Consider the following 1,386-nt stretch of genomic DNA (forward strand, 5'->3'; position numbering starts at 1 on the left):
GGGGCAAACCAACCCATAGTTAATGGCGTCACCAAAACATCGTTAGCAACCTGAAAGAGTCGCCCTGGAGTTATAGGTCGGGTAGACCGGACGATTGCTCGTTCCGGCCCCCCACAGATCCGAGCGTGCGCGATTGACGCACTCGGCTCCTCAACCGTCAGGTTCACACGAAGGACGCTCGGTGCACGATTCTCGCTCGCGGTAACGGGAGTGTCAGCAACAGTTGCCTTGCCTTCTCCCACGGGAACCATCCTCTCTGCGATCGCCTCCTGAGCCACTTGATCCAGGTTGTCTGAACCCTGTATTGGAAGCGTTGCAGAGACTCGATGTTGTGGGTTATCCCGTAGTACGCATAGTGCCCCATAACCTTTCGACAGAGTTGGCGGTGCTGATCACGCAGGGGCAGGTGGCGGTTGGCTCGGCACCACAGCGAAATTCGCTTCAGGCCTCGCTTGAACCGGTCCTTGGCCGTTTTCTGCTTGATGATCCAGCGTCCACGCAGGGACTTCCCCCAGTAATAGGTAAAGCCCAGGAAGTCGAAGGTCTCGGCCCGTAGCTCGCGATGTGGCCGAAACCGTACCAGCCGAGTCTTGGTCGGGTGCAGGGTAAGGCCGAAGCGCGCAAAGCGCTTGGCCAGTACCTCCAGCACCTTGCGGGCATCAGCTTCGTTGCTGAAGGCGAGCACGGCATCATCGGCGAAGCGCACCGAGAATGCCCGTCCGCGCAGGCGTGGTTTGACGTCTTGCTCAAACCACTCATCCAGCACGTAGTGGAGGTAGACATTCGCCAGCAAGGGGGAAATCACACCCCCTTGTGGGCTGCCTATCTCGCCCTTCTGCCATTGCCCGGCGTCCAATACCCCGGCCTTGAGCCACTTGCCGATCAGGCGGAGGATCACGCCGTCCTTCACTCGTTGCTGCAGAAACGCACGCAGGTGCTGGTGGTCGATCGTGTCGAAGAAGGCTTTGATGTCCAGATCAATGACCCAGCCTCCGCCCATCGACATCAGGCCATTCCTCACCGTTCCGATGGCCTGATGCGCCGAGCGCCCCGGCCGGAAACCATACGAGCACTCGTGAAAATCATGCTCATAGAGCGGCTCCAGCAGGGCCACCACGGCACGTTGCAGGACCTTGTCTTCGAAGGTAGGAATGCCAATCGGCCGTGTGGAGCGCCCGTCTCCCTTGGGAATATTGACGCGCCGCACCGGCGGCGCCCGGTAGCGACCGCTCTTGGCCGCTTCCAGCAGACGCTGGACGTTAGCCTCGAAGTCGCGCGCGAAGTCGTCCGCCGTCTGGCCGTCGATCCCGACGGCGCCGTCACGGCGCGTCATCAGGTAGGCCGTCCTCAGCCACTGGGCGTCGATATGATGCGCCAGTGACGTGA

Annotated in this window: 1 protein-coding gene; it reads right to left on the bottom strand. The window is 61.0% G+C overall.

The genetic code is table 11. The features are described 5' to 3' along the window. Nucleotides 1-163: 163 nt before the first annotated feature. A partial coding sequence (ltrA, locus tag FYJ24_RS12410) for a group II intron reverse transcriptase/maturase (RefSeq protein ID WP_154546732.1) occupies nucleotides 164-1,386 on the bottom strand: 1,223 nt, incomplete at its 5' end.

This window comes from Scrofimicrobium canadense (genome assembly GCF_009696615.1).
Lineage (GTDB): Bacteria > Actinomycetota > Actinomycetes > Actinomycetales > Actinomycetaceae > Scrofimicrobium > Scrofimicrobium canadense.